The following is a 15036-nucleotide window of genomic DNA, read 5'->3' as shown; positions in this document are numbered from 1 at the left end:
CGACGGGGTGGGGAGGGCCCGGGCGCGGGGCCGGGGAGAGGGCCGGGTGGGGTGGGTGTGGGGGTGGGGGTGGGTCAGGTTAGGTGGGATTCCAGGGCGTCCAGGGCGGTGGGGATGGAGTTGGCGACGGTGAGGAGGTTGAGACCGGCCGGCTTGAGGAAGTGCTGGTCGCCGAGCGTGCCGAGCCAGTCCAGCAGCGGCCGGTAGAAACCGTCGGTGTCGATCAGCACCATCGGCTTGGTGTGCAGGGCGAGGGTGGCGGTGGTCCAGACCTCGAACAGCTCGTCCAGGGTGCCCAGCCCGCCGGGCAGGGTGAGGAACGCGTCCGACTTGTCGATCATCACGGTCTTGCGGGTGGCCATCGAGTCGGTCACCAACAGCTCGTCCGAGGCCAGGTCGGCGACTTCCAGGTCCACCAGCGCCTGCGGGATCACGCCCAGGGTGCGGCCACCGGCGGCCCGCGCGCCGTCCGCCAGCGCGCCCATCATGCCGACGCAGCCGCCGCCGCTGACCAGCGTGTGCCCACGCCGGGCCAGCTCCGCGCCGGTCTCGGCGGCCAGGTCGAGCCAGCGCTGGTCGAGGGTACGGGAGGAGGCGCAGAAGACGCAGATCGCCGCCATCAGCTCTCCCGCGGCTGGTCGGCCGCCTGCTCTGCGGCGGCCCGCTGGTCGGCACCGGTACGGGCGACGGCCTCGTCACGGACCGCCTCCTGCTCGGCGGAGAGCGTCGCCTCGGCCTGGATGATGTGCCGGACCGCCGCGTTGACGTCGTCGGTGAGGCAGATCAGCTCCAGGTCGACGGGCCCGATCTTGCCGCCGGCGGCCATCGTGTCGCGCATCCAGTCGAGCAGCCCCTGCCAGTAGGCGACCCCCATCAGCACCACCGGGAACCGGGTGACCTTGCCGGTCTGCACCAGGGTGAGCGCCTCGAACAGCTCGTCCATGGTGCCGAATCCGCCGGGCAGCACCACGAACGCCTGCGCGTACTTGACGAACATCGTCTTGCGGGCGAAGAAGTAGCGGAAGTCGATGGCGAGGTCGACCCATTCGTTGATGCCCTGCTCGAACGGGAGCTCGATGCCGAGCCCGACGGAGAGCCCGCCGGCCTCACTGGCCCCCCGGTTGGCGGCCTCCATCACCCCCGGCCCACCACCGGTGATCACCGCGTAGCCGGCCCGGGCCAGCGCGCCGCCCAGCTGCTCGGCCAGGCGGCACTCGACGGTGTCCGGGCCGCTGCGCGCCGAGCCGAAGACACTGACCGCCGGCGGCAGGTCGGCAAGTGTGTCGAAGCCCTCGACGAACTCGGAGAGGATGCGCAGCGCCCGCCAGGCGTCCCTGGTCTTCCAGTCACCCCGCCCGCGTGAGTCCAGCAGCCGCTGGTCAGCGGTGCTGCTCGGAATCGCGCCCCGGCGCAGCGTCACCGGGCCCCGATGCCGCTCCTGTCCGGGACCGCGGCCGGCCTCCCGCCCGTTGCTCTGGCTCATGGGAGCAACCGTAGTGGAGCGGCAGCTGTCGGGGGTGCGGGGCGGGGACGCCGAGAAATAGTTCGAGATCTTGGGCAACTATTCGGCTCGCTCGTACGTCTTACTATTCACATACCGGGTATGCCCGGGCGCGCGCCTTCGGGGGAGGAGACAGCGTGATCAGCAACAACGAGATGATCCGGATCCGTCGCCAGATGCAGCGACGGATCCGAGACGTGGTGGCCGAGCGCCGCCGCACCCGCCAACTGGACGAACCCCAGCCCCTCTCCCCCACCCCGTCCGGAGCTGATCAAGAGGTTTGCGTCACCGACAACGGGCCCGGCTGACGCAAACCTCTTGATCACCGGCAGCGGGGCGGGTCAGGCTGGGGCCAGCCAGCGGTGCAGGGTCGCGGCGCCGTCGCGGATCTTGGTGATCTCGACGTGCTCGTCCGGGTGGTGGGCCAGGTTGGGGTCACCCGGGCCGAAGTTCAGCGCGGGGATGCCCATGGCCGCGAACCGGGCCACGTCCGTCCAGCCCAGCTTGCCGATCGGCGCCGCGCCGACCGCCGCCAGGAACTCCTTCGCCGGAGCCGCCTCCAGCCCGGGCAGGGCACCGGCCGCCACGTCGGTCACGGCCAACTCGAAGCCCGCGAAGACCTCCCGCAGATGCGCCTCCGCCTCGGCCGGGGTGCGGTCCGGGGCGAACCGGTAGTTGACCTCGATCTCACACCGGTCCGGGACCACGTTGCCGGCCACCCCGCCGTGGATCCGCACCGCGTTCATGCCCTCGCGGTAGTCGCAGCCGTCGATCGTGACCCGGCGGGCCTCGTACGTCTGAAGCCGGCGGAGCACCTCGCCGGCGGCGTGGATGGCGTTCACGCCGTGCCAGGAGCGCGCCGAGTGGGCCCGCACCCCGGTGGTGGTGACCGTCGACCGCATGGTGCCCTGGCAGCCCGCCTCGACGATGCCGTACGTCGGCTCCAGCAGGACGGCGAAGTCCGCCTCCAGCCACTCCGGGTACGCCTGCGCGACCAGGTTCAGCCCGTTGTACCGGGACTCGATCTCCTCGGCCTCGTAGAAGAAGTACGTCACGTCGTAGCGCGGCTCGGGCAGGGTCACGGCGAGGTGCAGCGCGTACGCGACGCCGGACTTCATGTCCGAGGTGCCGCAGCCGTACATCAGGTCGCCGCGCATGGTCGACGGGAAGTTGTTGTTCAACGGAACCGTGTCCAGGTGCCCGGCCAGCACGACGCGCAGCGAGCGACCCAGGTCGGTGCGCGCCATCACCGTGTTGCCGTGTCGGTGGGTGGTCAGGTGCGGTACGCCCCGCAGCACCTCTTCAACACAGTCGGCGATCGCCTTCTCGTCGAGCGACACGGACTCGATGTCGACCAGAGCACGGGTCAGCGCCACCGGATCGGCGAGGACCTCGGGGGTCAGCGGGTTCTCCATGGTTCGCACGGTACCTTCAGGTCTGTCAGCGCGAGGAGCGAGCTTGCGGGCCCCTGCGGGGAGCGGGAGGAGTGAGCTTGCGAGCCTCGCCGTCGTGAGCAGAGGCCGGTCCGGCCGCGACCGAGAGGTGCAACAGTGACGTCCGCAGATTCCGCCTGGGGCATCGGCCTGGCCACCGTCACGGCCGACGAGCAGGTGCTCGACACCTGGTACCCGACCGGCAAGCTGGGCCTGGGTGAGCTGCCGCTGGTCGCCGGCGAGGACGAGACGGACGTGCTCGACCTGCCGCCGGCCGCGCTCGGCGACCGGTCGCTGCCTGGTCTGCGTACCGTCCAGGTGGTCACCGTGATCGGCTCGCTGGACGACCCGATCAAGGACGCTCCGGACGCGTACCTCCGGCTGCACCTGCTCTCGCACCGCCTGGTCCGGCCCAACCAGCTCAACCTGGACGGCATCTTCGGCAAACTGGCCAACGTGGCGTGGACCTCCGCCGGGCCGTGCCCGCCGGAGCGGGTGGACGAGCTGCGGGTGATCGAGCGGGCCGCCGGCCGCCACCTGGCGGTGTACGGGGTGGACAAGTTCCCCCGGATGACCGACTACGTGGTGCCCGCCGGTGTACGGATCGCCGACGCGGACCGGGTCCGGCTCGGCGCGCACCTGGCCGCCGGCACCACCGTGATGCACGAGGGCTTCGTCAACTTCAACGCCGGCACCGTGGGCACCTCGATGGTGGAGGGTCGGATCGTGCAGGGCGTGCTGGTCGGCGACGGCTCCGACGTCGGTGGCGGCGCCTCGATCATGGGCACCCTCTCCGGTGGCGGCACCGAGAAGGTGAGCATCGGTGAGCGGAGCCTGATCGGCGCGAACGCCGGCGTCGGCATCTCGCTCGGCGACGACTGCGTGGTCGAGGCCGGCTGCTACATCACCGCCGCCTCGAAGATCACTCTGCCGGACGGCCGGGTGGTCAAGGCCCGGGAACTGTCCGGCGTCGACGGCCTGCTGTTCTGGCGGAACTCGGTCAACGGCGCGCTGGAGGCCCGCCCGCGCACCGGCCGGGGCATCGAGCTGAACACCGCTCTGCACGCCAACGACTGACGGCCCGTCCGGGTCCGCGGCGCTCGGCCGCGGACCCGGACGGGGTACGCCTCACCGCAGGCGGTACGCCTGGATGATCCGTTCGGTCACCGTGTTGCCGGCGGCATCCCGGGCGGTGGCCCGCAGGGACGCGTATCCGGCACCGGCGGGATGCCGGACGGTGGCCGTCCAGCCGTGCCCGCCGTGCCGGACCTGGGCGGGTCGCCAGCTCTGGCCGCCGTCGTACGAGACGTCGACGGTCAACCCGGTCACCCGCGAGCCGGTGGCGGCGGGCTGCCGGTGCACCTGCACCGGGATGGCCAGGCTCCGGCCGGCCGGGGCGGCATTGGCCTCGTCGAGCGGCGGCGTGAACCGGATGGCGGACACCGGCAGCGGCCGGTGGTCCTCGCCCGGCACGTGCCGGGACCGGAAGGTCCACGCCGTGCTGACCTCGGTGCTGAGATCGGTGAAGCTCCGCTTCGACGAGACCTCCAGCCGGTAGCGAGCGGCACCGGGCGGCACCGTGAACTGCCCGAAGGCGGGCTGGGGCAGCTCGCCGACCAGTACGCCGTCGCGGTACAGGGCCGTCCGGGCGCTGTCGGCGACGGAACCGCCCGCGTGCCCCTCGGCGTCGCTGTGCAGGGGAACGTCCACCTGGATCTCGTCACCGAGCCGGGTGACTCCCTGGCCGGGCCAGCGCGGCGCCGGGAACGACGGTCCGTACGGTGCGCTGTTCCAGCTCTCCCGGGTGTGCCGGCCGGGCCGGTACACCCGTGGTTCGGCGGTCAGCGACGCCTTCAGATCCGGCCACCCCTCGTCGGTGGGTACCCCGAACATCAGCTCGGAGGACCAGCGCAGCCCGCGGGTGTTGTAGTGCTCGACCCGCTGCCCCGGCACCACGGTGGTCAGGCCGACCGCCCAACCGCCCAGATCCGGATCGAGGTGTGGGAAGACCACCCGCTCGGCGGTCAGGCCCGGATAGCCGCCCCGGAACCGGTGCGTGACGCTGGCCAGGTCCCGGCTGCGGTAGGTCTTGTCGAAGCCGGTCGGCATCCGGCCGGAGAACTTCTCGCTCAGCGCGTACGGGTAGGGGCTGTTGGCGACCTCGGGCTGCGCCCACTGGCTGCTCACCGTGGCGAAGAACCGGTCACCGGAGACCGCACGACCGAGGTGCCCGGTGGCCAGCCCGGTGAAGTCGGGCGAGATCACGCCGAACCCGTACGCGCGGTCGTCGGTGACCCAGTTCGCCCCGATGTCCACCAGCGCCGGCGCGGCCGAGCGCTCCGGAACGGCGGTGCGCACCGGCCGGGCCTTCCGGGCGTCGACGGTGCGGGTGGTGTCGCCGTCGATGACCAGCTCCGGCTGGGCCAGCTGCGCGACCCCGTCCGCGGCGAAGAGGAGGCTGACGAGTCCGTAGCGGCCCTTGGGCACCCGGGTGTCGACGGTGCCGTCCGGGTCGTACAGGTCGTAGGTGGCGAAGGTGTCCAGGTCGACGAGAGCGGTGATGTGGTCGGTGGCGGCCGCACCGGTGGTGTCCAGGTGCCGCACGGTGAGCTGGTAGCTCTCCACCTCCCGGTTCACCGCGACCGGGGTGACCGCCACGGCCGACCCGGAGCGGGCCACGATCCGCCCGGTCCAGTGGCCGTCCGTTCCGAGTCGGGTGTCCGCGGTGACGGTGGTGCCGGCGGTGCCGCCGGCCGGCACGGTGACCTGGCTCGCGCCGAGGGCGAACATTCCGGCGGGTGCCGGCTGGCCGTTCGGGCCGGTCACCTCGAGGGTCAGGTCCAGGGTGAGCGGGTCCGGGCCGTCGTTGCGCCAGCCGACTTCCCTGGTGACCGGGGTGTCGTCGCTGTGCGGCCAGGCCGGCTGGCCGAAGGAGACGCTGACCGGGTCACTGACCACCCGCTGGGTGATCGCCCGGGCCACGTCGACCCGGCCGGCGCCCTGCTGAAAGGCGGTCTGCGCCGGGTGCGGCTTCGCCGAGGCCATCAGGGTGGCCTTGAGCTGGGCTGCCTCCCAGCCGGTGTGCTGCTGGGCGAGCAGCGCCACCGCGCCGGTGACGTGCGGCGCGGCCATCGAGGTGCCGGAGAGCGAGACGTACTTCTCCCCCACCGGCTCGCCGAGCAGCGTGCCGTCGCCGCGGGCGGCGACGATCTCCACGCCGGGCGCGGTCAGGTCCGGCTTCAGCCCGGCGTCGCCCACCCGGGGCCCCCGGCTGGAGAAGTCGGCCAGCGCGTCGTCGCGGTCCACCGCGCCCACGGCGAGGGCGGCGTCCGCCGTGCTCGGCGAGCCGACCGAGCCGTCGGTGCCGTCGTTGCCGGCGGAGATCACGAAGAGCGCGCCGGTCTGCGCGGTCAGCGACTCGACCGCGGCCTCCAGCGGGTCGACGGCGGGCGTGTCGCGACCACCCAGGCTCATGTTGATCACGTCGGCGTGCTGGTCGACGGCGGCCCACTGCATGCCGGCCAGAATCGCCGACTCCGGGCAGCCCGCGTCCTCGCAGACCTTGCCGTTGAGCAGCATGGCGTCCGGGGCGACGCCCCGGTACCTACCGCCGGAGGCGGCGCCGCTGCCGGCGATGATCGAGGCGACGTGGGTGCCGTGCCCGACGGTGTCACCGGCATCGGGGGCCTCGGTGAAGTTCTGCGACTCGGCGATCCGGCCGGTCAGGTCGGGGTGGTTGGCGTCGACGCCGGTGTCCAGCACGGCGACGCGTACGCCCTGGCCGGTGAAGCCCGCCTGGTGCGCGGCCGGTGCGCCGATCTGCGGCACGCTGTGGTCAAGGGTGATCTGCCGGCGGCCGTCGAGCCAGATCCGGTCGGCGCCCCCCGCCGTGCCGACCCGGGCGCCGGCGCCGGTGAGCGCCGTCCAGACCGTCGCGGCTCGCTGCTTGTCCGCCCTCGCGGCGACACCGCCGATGGCCGGCAGTTGTGTGGTGACGGTCAGCCCGGCGGGAGCGGCGGCTCTCCGGTTGGCGCCCGCGTCGCCGGTCACCAGCACCGGCAGGTGGTCGCGGCGGGCATCGTCGTAGCCGGCGGCGATCAGCCCGGTCACGTCGAACAGCCGCCGGTCGACCCGGCCGGCGCGGACCAGTGGCAGGGCGTCCTGCGGCAGCACCGTGAGGTGACCGTCGTCGCGGGTGGTGAGGAAGCGGATGTCGGTACGCCCGGCACCCGGACGTACGACGGCGGACCCGGACGCGGTGACGGTGACCCGGTCCCCGGTGAGCAGGGTGACGGTGGTGGTCGGAGACGCGGCGTTGGTCGAGGTGCGCCCGACGGCGTCCGGGGTGGCGGCGGTGGTCGACGGGGCTGCCACGGCGACTGCCGGACTGCCCAGCCCGAGGGCGACTACGACTGCGGCGGCCATTCTGCTACTTCGATGCAACGGATCCTCCTCGATGGAGCGTCGTTACGACTAGAGACGCATTGACCACCGTCAGAGTTGCATACCGCGTATGCATAGGGAAGTCGAAAAAATGACGGACCAACCAACCCGTACCCGGCCGGAACGGCATCATCGACCGGGTGACCTCCATGAAGGACCGAATGCTCGCCGGTGAGCCGTACCTCGCCGACGATCCCGAAATCGTCGCTGACCTGGACCGGGCCGCCCGGCTGATGGAACGCTTCAACACCAGCTCCGCGGCGGACGAGGTGGCCCGCCTGGCGGCGCTGCGCGACCTGCTCGGCGAGCTGGGCGAGGGCACCTGGGTCCGCCCACCGTTCTACTGCGACTACGGCTGGCAGATCCGGATCGGGCCACGCAGCTTCGTCAACTACCACGCGGTCTTCCTCGACGTCGCCCTGATCACCCTCGGCGCGGACGTCCAGGTCGGACCGAACGTGCAGCTGCTCACTCCGACGCACCCGGTGGAACCCGGGCCACGCCGCGACAAGTGGGAGGCGGCCAAGCCGATCACCATCGGCGACAACGTCTGGCTCGGCGGCGGCGCGATCGTGCTGGCCGGGGTGACGATCGGTGCGAACACCGTCGTCGGCGCCGGCGCGGTGGTGACCCGGGACCTGCCCCCCAACGTGGTCGCGGTCGGCAACCCGGCCCGGCCGGTCCGCCAGCTGGACTGATCGACACGGCCCGGCGCTCGGGTCAGGGTGAAGGCGGCTCGGGCAGGCGGACCACCAGGTCGGCGGTGCCGGCGGTGCCGGTGACCAGAGAGGCGTTGGCCTCGTCGCTGCCCAGCGCCCAGGCCTGCGCCTGCACCGGCGACCGCCCGAACGCCTCGTGCCGGGCGGTCAGCCGGCGCTGCCGCAGCTCGGCGTCCAGATCGAGGAACCAGGCCTCGTGCAGCAACGACCGGATCTCCTGCCACGGGAAGTCCGGCAGCAGCAGGTAGTTGCCCTCCGTCACCACCAGCCGGACCGATGGCGGCACCTCGATCGCCCCGGCCACCGGCTCCTCCAGGTCCCGGCGGAACTCCGGCGCGTAGACCGAGGTCGGCTCCAACCGGTGCAACCGGCGCAGCAGCGAGACGTACCCGTTGGCGTCGAAGGTGTCCACCGCGCCCTTGCGATCGGCGCGGCCCAGCCGAGCCAGCTGCGACTGCGCCAGGTGGAAGCCGTCCATCGGCACCAGCCGGGCGGTCGGACCGACCCCGGCAACGACCTGCTCGGCCAACGTGGACTTCCCCGCGCCCGGCGCGCCGGCGATGCCGAGCAGTTGCCGAGGACCGGCCTCAGCCAGCGCCCGCGCCCGTGCGACCAGCTCGTCGACGGAGAGCACCCGGGCCGGCGGCATCAGCCCAGAACCGGGTCGCTGATGGTGAACCGCGCCTGCACGGCCGCCTGGACCGTCTGTGGCTGCGGGTCCAACTCCAGCTCCGGCGCGCCGCCGCCCCCGTCGTACGCCGCACGGGCGAACACCGGCCGGTCGCCGGGGCCGGCGTCGGCCAGCTCGATCAGCGAGGTCACCCGGGCGCCCAGCGCCTCGGCGTACTCCCGGGCGCGCAGCAGCGCGTCGGTGATCGCGGCGTGCCGCGCCTCGCGGTGCGCGGGGCTGTCCGGGCGCAGCTCCCACCAGGGACCGGCCACCTCGACCTGGTCCTGGTCGGCCAGCCGGAGCATCAGCTCACCGAGGGCGGTGAAGTCGGTGACGGTGACCGTGGTCGTCACGCTGCCGTGCCAGGCCACCACCCGCTCGCCCGAACGCCGGGTCTCCGGCCGGACCCGCAGGTCGCCGGTCTCCCGCCGGGCCACGACCGGCTCGGAGCTGTCCAGCAGCACCCGGACGGCGGCGGCCCGCTCGGCCAGCCGGGTCAGCGTGGCCTCCCGGTCCCGGTCCCGGGCCTTCGCGGTGACCGCGAACCGGGCCAGCTCGGGCGGCACCTCCCGGTACGCCTCACCGCGCACCTGCACGACCGGGCCATCCACTGCCATACCCCTGAGCCTAGTCAGCCAGCGGGCGCCATGCCGTGTAGGAGACCGCTGTCGCGCCAACCCGGCACCCGGTCAGGTGCCCGCCCGCCTCGCCCAGCCCTCGCAGCCAGGTCACCTCGGCGGCATGGTCGCCGTCGGTCGGGAACTCCCGGTCCCGTCCGGCGTACCGGGGGTCGAGCAGCGCCGACCGGGCCGCGGCGGCCTCCGCGTACCGAGCGGTGAGCGCCGCCGCGTCACCGGCCCGCAGCGCGGCCGCCAGCTCGTCCAGGAATGCGCTCACCTCGGCCAGCTCGTGCAGCACCCGGGTCTGGTTGCCGAGCAGCATGTTCGCGGTCCGCTCGGCGGGGGTGCCGGCGACCCGGGTGCCGTCCCGGAAGCTGCCCGCGGCGAGCGCCAGCACCGCGTCGCGCAGCGGCGCCCGCTGCACCGCCCCGGCCAGCGCCCCGGCCAGCAGGTGCGGCACGTGCGAGGCGAGCGCGGCCGCCGAGTCGTGCGCCGGCGCGGACATCGGCACGACCCGGGCGCCGAACAGCTCCACCAGCAGCCCGGCCAGCCAGCGGAAGGCGGGCGTCGCCGCGCCCGGTGCCGGGCAGAGCACCCAGGCGGCGCCCGCCAGCAGCGTCGTGGAGGCGGCGGTCAGGCCGGCGGACTCCGCACCGGCCATCGGGTGCCCGGGCACGAACCGGTCGGTGAGCCCGAGCCGGTCGGCCGCCTCGGTCACCTCGACCTTGGTGCTGCCGACGTCGGTGAGCACGCAGCCCGGCGCGGTCGCGGCGGCGACCCGGGCCAGCGTCCCGGGCAGGGTGGGCAGCGGCCCGCTGAGAAAGACCACGTCCCGGCCGGCCACGGCCTCCTCGATGGTGTCCGGCGCAACCAGCCCCCCAGCCCGGGCCCGCTCGCGGGTCGCCGGATCGGGATCCCAACCCGCCACGTCCAGGCCGGCGTCGGCCAGGCGCAGCAGCACCGAGCCGCCGATCAGGCCGGTGCCGACCACGGCCGCCCGCACTCCGGCGTACCGCCCGGTCGCCTCGCCGGTCATCGCCGGGCCCCGGGGTCAGGCCCGCAGCCGGCCGGCGACCGCGGCGACGTGCTCGTCGGACTCGGTGAGCGCCACCCGGACGTGCTGGTTCGCGCTCGGACCGTAGAAGACCCCGGCGGCGACCAGGATGCCGCGCCGGGCCAGCCAGTCGACCGTCTGCCAGCAGTCCTCACCGCGGGTGAGCCAGAGGTAGAGGCCGGCCTCCGAGTGCTCGACCGTGAAGCCGGCGCCGGTGAACGCGGCGGTCAGCACCTCACGCCGGGCGCGGTAGCGCTCCCGCTGCTCGTCGGCGTGCCGCTGGTCCTGAAGGGCGGCCACCATGGCCGCCTGCACGGGGGCGGGCACGATCATGCCAGCGTGCTTACGGACCTTCAGCAGCTCGGCGACGAGCGCCGGGTCGCCGGCCACGAACCCGGCCCGGTAGCCGGCGAGGTTGGACCGCTTGGAGAGCGAGTGCACGGCGAGCACCCCGTCGTAGCTCCCGCCGCACACCTGCGGGGACAGCACCGAGACCGGCTCGGCGGACCAGCCGAGCGGCAGGTAGCACTCGTCGCTGGCCACCACCGCGCCGCGTTCCCGGGCCCAGTCGACCACTTTGCGCAGGTGCGCCGCGGGCAACACCCGGCCGGTCGGGTTGCCGGGCGAGTTGACCCAGACCAGCCGGACCCGGGAGGTCGGCCCGACCGCGGTGAGCGAGTCGGCGCGGACCACGGTGGCCCCGGCCAGCCGGGCCCCTGCCTCGTACGTGGGGTACGCGACCGACGGCACCACCACCACGTCACCCGGACCGATGCCGAGCAGGGTGGGCAGCCAGGCGACCAACTCCTTGGAGCCGATGGTCGGCAGCACACCGAGACCATCGACCCCGGCGCCACAGGCCCGGGCGACCCACGCCGCGATCGCGTCCCGCAACGCCGGGGTGCCGGCGGTCAACGGGTAGCCGGGAGCGTCGGACGCGTCGGCCAGCGCCCGCCGGATCACCTCGGGCACCGGGTCGACCGGCGTGCCCATGGAAAGGTTGATCAGGCCCTCCGGGTGCGCCGCGGCCAGGGTGGCCGCGGCGGCCAGGGTGTCCCAGGTGTATTCGGGCAGCCGCGACGAGACCGGCGCGGGCCTGTTCAGTGGCCCTCGCCGCGCGGCGGCTGCGCGGCGACGAATGTGGCGTCCTTCTCCACCTTGCCGATCTTCGAGGCGCCCCCGGGCGAGCCCAGGTCCTCGAAGAACTCGTAGTTGGCGCCGGTGTAGTCCTTCCACTGCTCCGGGACGTCGTCCTCGTAGAAGATCGCCTCCACCGGGCAGACAGGCTCACAGGCACCACAGTCGACGCACTCGTCGGGGTGGATGTAGAGCATCCGGTTGCCCTCGTAAATGCAGTCGACCGGGCACTCCTCGATACATGCCTTGTCGAGCACATCCACGCACGGCTCGGCGATGATGTAGGTCACCGGTCTTCTCCTCCGCAAGACACGCCGCGATCTCCCGCGACGGTTAGAGCCTAGTATCTCGCCGGGGAGGGGGTCGATCGTGCTCCGACAGCAGGATGTGGGACACCGGATCGTGGTCCGCCGGATTGTGGGGATTCGCGAAGGCCGCCCGCTCTTCTCGGACGCCCTCGGCGAGCTGGTGGAGCTGAGCGAGACTCATCTCACGCTGGCCACCGCGCAGGGCCAGCTGCGGGTCCCGGTGGCGCAGGTGCACCGGGCCAAGCGGGTGCCGCCGACCCGCCGACCGACCGCCGCCGCGGTGGTGGCGCTCGAACGGGCCGCCGACGAAGCCTGGCCGGCACCGACGCGGGGCCTGCTCGGTGACTGGCTGCTCCGGGCCGCCGACGGCTGGACCGGACGGGCCAACTCGGCACTGCCGATCGGCGATCCGGACCGGCCGCTGCCCGCCGCGGTGGACGCGGTCGAGCGCTGGTACGCCGAGCAGGGCCAACCGGCGCTGATCAACACGCCGCTGCCGCTCGCCGCGCCGGTCGGTGCCGAGCTGGACACCCGGGGCTGGGGCAGCCGGCCGCCGACGCTGGTGCAGACCGCGCCACTGCCCCTGGCCGCCCCCGGGGCCGGCACGGCGGTCGCCGGAACCGGCGTCGAGCTGGTGGCCGCGCCGTCCGCCGCGTGGCTGACGGTCGCCGCCGGGCGCAAGGGTGGCCTGCCGGACGCCGCCCGGCACGTGCTCACCGCCGTGGACCAGGTCCGCTTCGCCCACGCGTACGCCGACGGCACGCTGGTGGCGATCGGCCGGGGCACGGTGACCGGGCAGGGCCGCTGGCTCGGGCTGAGCCTGATCGAGGTGCTGCCGGAGGCGCGCCGTCAGGGGCTGGCGCGGGCGGTGCTCGCGGCGCTGGCCGACTGGGGCGCCTCGGCCGGGGCGACGCACGCCTTCCTTCAGGTGGAGCAGCACAACACCGGTGCGGTGGCGCTCTACCAGCGGCTCGGCTTCACGACCCACCACGCCTACCTGACCCGGGTCGCTCCGCACTGAGCCGGCGGACGTGATCCACTCGAATTCCAGGAAACGGGGCCGTCCGCCTCGGCCGGAAACCGCGACTTCCTGGACATCGAATCGATCATCGCCGGCGCCCGGACGCGGACCGCCGAACGCCCGCGCGGACGGGTCAGCGGCGGACGACCCGGCGCGGCTTGGAGGCCTTGACCTCGGCGTACCGCTTGAGCTGCTGGGAGCGGTGGTCGAGCCCGAGCGCGGTGAGCACCAGGTACCCGATCAGCACCCCGGCGCCGCTGGCGAGCAGGTAGAGCCAGATCTGGGCGAAGAACGTGCCCGCCCCGCCGGCGAACGGGTTGTTGCCGACCAGCAGCGGCCCGACCAGCACGGTCAGGGCCATCGCCACCAGCACCGCGACGGTCACGTCGGCCGCCCACCCGGCCAGCGGCCGACGGCGCCCCCAGCGGAAGGCGACCACGGCCAGGATCAGCCCGATCACCACGAACATCGCCAGCGACACCCGGTCGGCGACGGTGTCGTCACCGTCGAAGCCGAGCCGGATGATCAGCCGGGCGACCACGTTGACCGCGAACAGCGCTCCCGCGAGCACCCCGACGTCACGCCACCGTCCGTCCATCGCACGACCTCCTGCCGTACGCCCCGTTGCGGGGCTCCATCCATGGCAGGAATATCTACCACCCCTACCTGTGTGGCGTCATCAGCCGCCGAGTGTGGGCGGAGGGGCGAGGACCTGCCGGAAGCCCATCACCGCGAAGGTCATCGCGCCGGCCACGATCATGACCAGGCCGACCCAGTTGTCGCCGGCCAGCAGCAGGTCGCCCTCGCTGGTCCGGATGGCGGCCACCGCCATCAGCGCGAACCACGGCACCGCGGGCAGCGCCACCGCCCACCGGCGACCGACCACCTCGTGCGCGAACCAGCTCAGCGCGATGTTGGCCCCGACGGCGAGCAGCGCCGACACGCCGATCAACTGCCCGCCGACCCGGGCCGTGGAGAGCAGCAGCTCCAGCACCCCGGTCAGCACCCCGGCCACCACCACGACGATCGCGCCGGCCAACCGCAGGCCCAGGTCCAGCAGGCGCGGCGGCGGCCCCGCCGGGGGTGGGCCGTCCTGGCCTTCCATGACCGACATCGGAGCGGCGGGCAGGGTCACCGGAGACCGGCCCCGGCGACCGACAGCCGGTCCGGGGCGCTCTCCTCGGGCAGCCCGGCGAAGAGGTCGTCCTCCCAGCCGTACGGGCCCGCGCCGGGGCCCTTGTCGCCGACCGCGAGCGTGAAGTACTCCACGCCCATGAACTCGCCTCCGAAGTTGCCGGCGATCGAGTAGAGCCAGGAGCTGGCCGGGATCTGCGTGGCGTGCGCCCGCATCGCGGCCTCCTTCGCGGTGTGCCGGTCCGTCGCGTCCATCCGGGCGGCGATCTGGTCGTCCGGGGTGCCGAAGGGCAGATCGGCGATGTCCTCGATGCCGGCGAACGGGTTGTCCGAGGACTCGGCGAAGTGCGTCATGCCGGCCTCCAGCACACTGCGCGGCATGGCCGTCCAGTAGACCTTGGCGGGGGCGCAGCCCTCCGCGGCGGCCAGCTCGACAGCGCGCATCGCCACCCGGTGCGCCTGGATGTGGTCGGGGTGACCGTAGAAGCCGTTCGGGTCGTACGTGATCAGGACCTGCGGGCGGACCTCCCGCATGATCTCCACCAGGTGGCCGGCGGCCTCGTCCAGGTCGGCCTGCCAGAACGCGCGGGGGTTCTCGTTGGTCGCGAGCCCCATCATCCCCGAGTCGCGGTAGCGGCCGGCGCCGCCGAGGAAGCGGTGGTCGGTGACGCCGAGCGCGGCGCACGCGGCGGCCAGCTCGGCGATCCGGTACCCGCCGAGCTGGTCGGCCTCGGCGGCGGCGAGCTGGGCCAGCGCCGGTACGTGGATCTCGCCCTCCTCGCCGAGGGTGCAGGTCACCAGCGTGACGTGCGCACCGGTGGCGGCGTAGTGCGCCATCGTCGCGCCGGTGCCGATCGACTCGTCGTCGGGGTGCGCGTGGACCAGCAGCAGGCGGCGGTCGGGCAGCGTCGTCACGACGGTCACTCTAACTGGCGGTTCCGGCCGGCAGCCGCTGACGCGTCCGCCCAGGTCGGCCACATCACGCCCGGCACGGCT

The 15036-nt window shown here is 73.5% G+C and carries 16 protein-coding genes; 4 read left to right on the top strand and 12 right to left on the bottom strand.

Annotated elements, in window-relative coordinates; translation table 11 throughout:
• Positions 1–74: 74 nt before the first annotated feature.
• Together KBX63_RS32625 and KBX63_RS32620 are read right to left on the bottom strand one after the other, a co-directional pair.
• Positions 75–620, bottom strand: a complete 546-nt coding sequence (locus KBX63_RS32625; RefSeq protein ID WP_210918006.1) for a TIGR00730 family Rossman fold protein — start codon at positions 618–620, stop codon at positions 75–77.
• The gene (locus tag KBX63_RS32620) at positions 620–1483 is read right to left on the bottom strand and encodes a TIGR00730 family Rossman fold protein (RefSeq protein WP_210918005.1); all 864 of its coding nucleotides are present in this window, start codon (positions 1481–1483) and stop codon (positions 620–622) included. The genes KBX63_RS32625 and KBX63_RS32620 overlap by 1 nt, the downstream gene beginning before the upstream one ends.
• A gap of 155 nt (positions 1484–1638) precedes the next feature.
• Here KBX63_RS32620 and KBX63_RS32615 point away from each other — a divergent pair, with 155 nt between their 5' ends.
• Complete coding sequence (locus KBX63_RS32615) at positions 1639–1809, top strand: hypothetical protein (protein WP_210918013.1); 171 nt, start codon at positions 1639–1641, stop codon at positions 1807–1809.
• 33 nt (positions 1810–1842) lie between these two features.
• Here the strand turns inward: KBX63_RS32615 and dapE are convergent, their stop codons facing one another.
• Positions 1843–2916: a succinyl-diaminopimelate desuccinylase gene (dapE, locus tag KBX63_RS32610; RefSeq protein WP_210918003.1), complete on the bottom strand. Its 1074-nt coding sequence runs from the start codon at positions 2914–2916 to the stop codon at positions 1843–1845.
• Positions 2917–3051: 135 nt separating this feature from the next.
• Here dapE and dapD point away from each other — a divergent pair, with 135 nt between their 5' ends.
• Entirely contained in the window at positions 3052–4011 is a 960-nt protein-coding gene (gene dapD, locus KBX63_RS32605) for a 2,3,4,5-tetrahydropyridine-2,6-dicarboxylate N-succinyltransferase (RefSeq protein ID WP_210918002.1), read from the top strand.
• 51 nt (positions 4012–4062) lie between these two features.
• Here dapD and KBX63_RS32600 read toward each other — a convergent pair whose 3' ends face one another.
• Entirely contained in the window at positions 4063–7359 is a 3297-nt protein-coding gene (locus KBX63_RS32600) for a S8 family serine peptidase (RefSeq protein WP_210918001.1), read from the bottom strand.
• 158 nt (positions 7360–7517) lie between these two features.
• On the opposite strand from KBX63_RS32600, the gene KBX63_RS32595 reads away from it, so the two are divergent.
• Complete coding sequence (locus KBX63_RS32595; protein WP_307871921.1) at positions 7518–8075, top strand: sugar O-acetyltransferase; 558 nt, start codon at positions 7518–7520, stop codon at positions 8073–8075.
• A gap of 22 nt (positions 8076–8097) precedes the next feature.
• Here the strand turns inward: KBX63_RS32595 and KBX63_RS32590 are convergent, their stop codons facing one another.
• Genes KBX63_RS32590 through fdxA form a run of 5 tightly spaced genes read right to left on the bottom strand, consistent with a single transcriptional unit; the run spans position 8098 to position 11867 of the window.
• The gene (locus KBX63_RS32590) at positions 8098–8745 is read right to left on the bottom strand and encodes a nucleoside/nucleotide kinase family protein (RefSeq protein WP_210918000.1); all 648 of its coding nucleotides are present in this window, start codon (positions 8743–8745) and stop codon (positions 8098–8100) included.
• The gene (locus tag KBX63_RS32585) at positions 8745–9383 is read right to left on the bottom strand and encodes an SIMPL domain-containing protein (protein WP_210917999.1); all 639 of its coding nucleotides are present in this window, start codon (positions 9381–9383) and stop codon (positions 8745–8747) included. Before KBX63_RS32585 ends, KBX63_RS32590 begins: the two co-directional genes overlap by 1 nt.
• 10 nt (positions 9384–9393) lie before the next feature.
• Complete coding sequence (locus KBX63_RS32580) at positions 9394–10422, bottom strand: prephenate dehydrogenase/arogenate dehydrogenase family protein (RefSeq protein WP_210917998.1); 1029 nt, start codon at positions 10420–10422, stop codon at positions 9394–9396.
• Positions 10423–10437: 15 nt separating this feature from the next.
• Entirely contained in the window at positions 10438–11544 is a 1107-nt protein-coding gene (dapC, locus tag KBX63_RS32575; RefSeq protein WP_305798354.1) for a succinyldiaminopimelate transaminase, read from the bottom strand.
• Complete coding sequence (fdxA, locus tag KBX63_RS32570) at positions 11541–11867, bottom strand: ferredoxin (RefSeq protein WP_007464872.1); 327 nt, start codon at positions 11865–11867, stop codon at positions 11541–11543. Before fdxA ends, dapC begins: the two co-directional genes overlap by 4 nt.
• A 79-nt stretch (positions 11868–11946) precedes the next feature.
• Between fdxA and KBX63_RS32565 the strand changes: the two genes are divergently transcribed.
• The gene (locus KBX63_RS32565; RefSeq protein ID WP_210917995.1) at positions 11947–12906 is read left to right on the top strand and encodes a GNAT family N-acetyltransferase; all 960 of its coding nucleotides are present in this window, start codon (positions 11947–11949) and stop codon (positions 12904–12906) included.
• Positions 12907–13039: 133 nt separating this feature from the next.
• Here KBX63_RS32565 and KBX63_RS32560 read toward each other — a convergent pair whose 3' ends face one another.
• The 3 genes from KBX63_RS32560 to mshB all read right to left on the bottom strand — a co-directional run bounded on the left by KBX63_RS32560 (position 13040) and on the right by mshB (position 14964).
• Positions 13040–13504, bottom strand: a complete 465-nt coding sequence (locus tag KBX63_RS32560) for a hypothetical protein (protein WP_210917992.1) — start codon at positions 13502–13504, stop codon at positions 13040–13042.
• Positions 13505–13585: 81 nt separating this feature from the next.
• Positions 13586–14020, bottom strand: a complete 435-nt coding sequence (locus KBX63_RS32555; protein ID WP_210917989.1) for a hypothetical protein — start codon at positions 14018–14020, stop codon at positions 13586–13588.
• A gap of 17 nt (positions 14021–14037) precedes the next feature.
• Positions 14038–14964 carry an N-acetyl-1-D-myo-inositol-2-amino-2-deoxy-alpha-D-glucopyranoside deacetylase gene (gene mshB, locus KBX63_RS32550; protein WP_210917987.1) on the bottom strand — a complete coding sequence of 309 codons (927 nt, stop codon included), beginning with the start codon at positions 14962–14964 and terminating at the stop codon, positions 14038–14040.
• Positions 14965–15036: the final 72 nt, after the last annotated feature.

Origin of the sequence: Micromonospora sp. U21 (genome assembly GCF_018070045.1) — a bacterium.
In the GTDB taxonomy this organism is placed as follows: domain Bacteria; phylum Actinomycetota; class Actinomycetes; order Mycobacteriales; family Micromonosporaceae; genus Micromonospora.
This window is presented reverse-complemented; position numbering and strand designations above follow the sequence as displayed.

What these genes read in the sequence shown, in the direction of transcription:
- dapE (WP_210918003.1), bottom strand. Translation starts at nt 2,916, where the DNA reads ATGGAGAACCCGCTGACCCCCGAGGTCCTCGCCGATCCGGTGGCGCTG.
- KBX63_RS32590 (WP_210918000.1), bottom strand. Translation starts at nt 8,745, where the DNA reads ATGCCGCCGGCCCGGGTGCTCTCCGTCGACGAGCTGGTCGCACGGGCG.
- KBX63_RS32560 (WP_210917992.1), bottom strand. Translation starts at nt 13,504, where the DNA reads ATGGACGGACGGTGGCGTGACGTCGGGGTGCTCGCGGGAGCGCTGTTC.
- KBX63_RS32555 (WP_210917989.1), bottom strand. Translation starts at nt 14,020, where the DNA reads ATGTCGGTCATGGAAGGCCAGGACGGCCCACCCCCGGCGGGGCCGCCG.
- KBX63_RS32625 (WP_210918006.1), bottom strand. Translation starts at nt 620, where the DNA reads ATGGCGGCGATCTGCGTCTTCTGCGCCTCCTCCCGTACCCTCGACCAG.
- KBX63_RS32620 (WP_210918005.1), bottom strand. Translation starts at nt 1,483, where the DNA reads ATGAGCCAGAGCAACGGGCGGGAGGCCGGCCGCGGTCCCGGACAGGAG.
- KBX63_RS32585 (WP_210917999.1), bottom strand. Translation starts at nt 9,383, where the DNA reads ATGGCAGTGGATGGCCCGGTCGTGCAGGTGCGCGGTGAGGCGTACCGG.
- KBX63_RS32600 (WP_210918001.1), bottom strand. Translation starts at nt 7,359, where the DNA reads ATGGCCGCCGCAGTCGTAGTCGCCCTCGGGCTGGGCAGTCCGGCAGTC.
- KBX63_RS32580 (WP_210917998.1), bottom strand. Translation starts at nt 10,422, where the DNA reads ATGACCGGCGAGGCGACCGGGCGGTACGCCGGAGTGCGGGCGGCCGTG.